The organism is Plebeiibacterium sediminum, from assembly GCF_026013605.1.
GTDB classification, from domain to species: Bacteria; Bacteroidota; Bacteroidia; order Bacteroidales; family Marinilabiliaceae; genus Saccharicrinis; species Saccharicrinis sediminus.
The window spans coordinates 1-3,776 of sequence record NZ_JAPDPJ010000149.1 but is presented as its reverse complement, the minus strand read 5'-3'; the positions used below and the strand labels follow the sequence as shown (position 1 = coordinate 3,776).

3 protein-coding genes are annotated in these 3,776 nt (G+C 32.8%); all 3 read right to left on the bottom strand.

The window, feature by feature from the left end; translation table 11 throughout:
* On the bottom strand, positions 1-386 hold a 386-nt coding region (locus OM075_RS24485; RefSeq protein ID WP_301193195.1), incomplete at its 3' end, for an immunoglobulin-like domain-containing protein.
* Positions 387-402: 16 nt separating this feature from the next.
* Complete coding sequence (locus tag OM075_RS24480; RefSeq protein ID WP_301193194.1) at positions 403-1,947, bottom strand: SusD/RagB family nutrient-binding outer membrane lipoprotein; 1,545 nt, start codon at positions 1,945-1,947, stop codon at positions 403-405.
* Positions 1,948-2,000: 53 nt separating this feature from the next.
* The coding region (locus OM075_RS24475) for a SusC/RagA family TonB-linked outer membrane protein (RefSeq protein ID WP_301193193.1) at positions 2,001-3,776 on the bottom strand (1,776 nt) is incomplete at its 5' end.

Here is a 3,776-nt window from a genome sequence, read left to right as displayed (position 1 = left end):
CTCCCGTCTCTTGAAACAGAAGCTTCATAAACTCCTGTAATATCATCATTATAAACAACAACAGTTCTTTGAACATCTGAATAAAATACATCTCCCAACGAATTTTTAACAGAATAACTAACTGTATATGATCCTGGTAAACTAGTATCTAAACTAGTATAAACTGTAACATCTGTCAACTCAGTAGTTTCGTCCCCTACAGTTTCAGTCACTGTAATCCCAGCATCACTATAATTTTCACCTAATTGTACTAACTCAACGCTATTACCAATTAGCTCAAATGAAGGCGATGGAGATACATGAGATAATCCTTCTGAATCCTTATCACAACCAACAAAAAATGTAGTCATGATAAACATCAAACTATATAATAGTATTTTTTTCATATCTATAATATTTCAATTATTTACCTTGTTTTTGATCCCACCAAATTTTCTCTCCTACATCAGATTTTTGCCCTGGGACTGTCTCACTGTTATTCCTGGTCAAAATACTTTGCGGATAAGTAGGTGATGATGGTAAGTTACCATTCAATTTAGCTCTACCATTAACAGATATTACAAATTGCCCAACTGGAAAATTAATAAAAGCACTCTGCCTATCTGAGGCAATATCTATTTCATTAACAGAAGGATATTTAGTTCTATTTCTCTCTAAAAATGCCTCCCAGTGTTGAGTTTTAGCATAAGCTACCCATTTTTGCATACCTATTAGATGAATAGCTTCTTCAGTAGTAGTTGGAACCCACTCTGCATATTCTCCTGAACCCAACATATCAGCATCAACTCCATGGAAATCACATGACTCTGAAACTGCATTTTCATAATATTCTTGTGCAGTAACTAAATCATTAGCTCTGGAATAAACCTCAGCTATATAAAAGTTAATTTCCCAAGTAGTCATTAAATAAAGATTATCATTAAAGCTAAATTCACAAGTACTATAACTTTCTTCATCATCAGGGGTTCCATTACCATCAGAATCTTCATCTGAAAAGAAATCACCTTGAAAAGCGCCAACTTGACCATTTTCACCTGGAATAAATATAGAAGCTAATCGAGTATCACCATTTAACCTTAAGTAGTCAAGAAAGGTTTTACTTGCAATTACATTTGTAGTAAAGTACCCTGCTCCATCCATCTCAAATTCTGCCATTGGATGTCTAGACCCATTTTTATTCTCAAAATAAGTATCTCCATCAATCATTGCAGAAGTGGTTAAGAAATCAGCTTTATTATCTTCAACAAATTGTAGAACTTCAACATTATTGTATGAACTAGTCTCAGATTGACGTAATAAAAGTTTTAACTTTAAAGATTTCACAAATGATATCCAATCCTCCAGATGTCCTCCATAAATAAAATCTTTTTCCGGAGTAACATAACCTCCTAAATATATATCAGCATTATCTAATAAATTATCACATCTTAACAATAAGTCTGCATAAATAGATTCACCTGAATCAAAATTAGGTGAAAAAATTCCTGTACTCCCCTGCAAAGCCTCAAAATAAGGAACAGTTCCCCAAGTATCAGTAACAACTTGCCAAGTATATATAGATAATGCTTCAGCAATTAAATAACTTCCTACATTATCATTTTTTGTCGCTGCATCCTTCATAAATGCAAGATCATTTAAGGTTCCTGCCGTTAACTCTGTATATGTTCCTGAAAAATCTGTTTCATAATATTGATCAATTTGACGAAACTGAGAAGCTGTATGACTTTGAGTAAAATACTGTGACCAAAAGGCTCCAGTTATACCCATATCCCAACCCATTAATTGGTTTGCTAATGATACCTCAGCTGTTGGCATTAGTATTTCAGGATCAGTTATTTCTCCAAGACTATCTGGATCGTGGTTAACATCCATCCAATCTGATTCACACCCATAGGTAATGGTGAGAATACATATAAATAATATATATATGATATTTTTTAATTTCATCGCTTTTACGTTTAAAGATTTAAACTCTTGTTTTAGTATTAAAAAATAATATACTAAAAGCCTAACGTTAATGTAAATGAATATGTTCTACTTGTTGGATTAGACATAAATTCACCAAATCTTGCTTCTACATCATTTCCAAATGTTGTCACTTCAGGATCAACATATGGGTTATCAGAAGGTGTCCATAACAATATATTACCTGCAATAGCAGACAGCTTAACATCTGTAATACCAATACCTTCAGTAATTTTTGCTGGTAAAGTATATGATAACCTAACCTCTCTTAATTTCAAAAACGATCGATCTATAATAGCATACTCTGCAGACTCAAAAGCACCATAATCATTATAAAAATTATGAAAAGTATTTGATGTTACTGGATTCATATTTTCACTGTATGAACCATCAGCATTTAGAACTACAGATCCTGGCACAATAAAAGGATTCCTATCATTATAAGTAGATTCAATTGCACTACCTACCCAATGCATATAATTCTTAGTTGCTGAATATAAATAACCTCCTTTATGATAATCGAAAGTAGCTCCAAGACTTAAACCTTTCCATGAAAACGTTGTCTGAAGACCCATTGCAAAATCTTCGTTTATGGACTTATTCGTATACTCTTCTTCCGTTGAGGGCTGTACGTTTCCGTTTCCATCTACAACATAATAATCCTGCCCCCCACTAGCTACTATATTATAATTACTATCTAATTGAACTTTTTTGGCAACTGAAGTTTTAAATATACCCAATTCCTTTCCTTCTACAGCATATATTCCTGCTCCACCAAAACCTCCTAAATTTACTTCATCCACAGGACTATTTACAACCTCATTCCAGTTTTTAGAGAATGTATAAGTTAAATCCCATTTAAAGTCTCCAATTTTTAATGGAGTAAGATTCAATGCAATATCAATTCCTTGATTTGTTACATCACATAAGTTCTTTAATTGAGAAGTATATCCTGATGTTGGATCTATTGGTAAATAATCAATTAAACCATCAGTATACCTATCATAGTAAGAAAGATCTAAACCTACACGGTTCTTAAACATTGACAATTCCAAACCAACTTCAAATTCTTTTGAAATCTCCGGTTTTAAATCAGGACTACCTAAAGTATTTCCAACCTCATAACTATTAACCCCTCCTAAAGGCATAGTTAAATCATCCACATCAGGATATCCTGGCAAATACATTTCTCCTGAAAAATATCTAGAATAAATACCATACATTGGAGCATCATTTCCTGCCAATGCATAAGACATTCTAAGCTTTCCAAAATTTAAAAAAGCTGGAGAATTACCTGTCTTATTAAGTAATTCACTAAAAACAAAACTACCTGTTACTCCAGGATAGAAAAAAGAGTTGTTATCAGATGGTAAAGTTGATGACCAATCATTTCTTGCTATAACATTTAAGTAAAGAAAATTCTTATAATCAAAATCTACACTAGCATAAATTCCCCCCATTCTCTTCTTAGAGTTATCCTGTGCTGCTATAGCATCACTCAAACTATTACTTAAGCGATAAAATCCATCAACATCAATAGAAGAAATAGCTCCTGTTAATTCACTATAATTGCGCTCATTCAAGTTTGCTCCTACAAGCACATTCATTCCAAGGTCAGAAGTTAATTGTGTATTATAGTTTAAGTAGAAATCGTGATTAGTTTCATATCTCTTTCTCTCAATTATACTGTAGCTTCCTGAAGTTGCAGAACTACTACCATCATTAAATGAATCCTCAGTAAAAGCAACTTTAGCGGTCCATTGTTCACCTGTTGAACTTTCAAAATCACCTCCAAATCTATAGGTAAATAC

Bases quoted from the DNA above. Each gene is read 5' to 3' on its own strand.
- OM075_RS24480 (WP_301193194.1), bottom strand. From the start codon at position 1,947: ATGAAATTAAAAAATATCATATATATATTATTTATATGTATTCTCACC.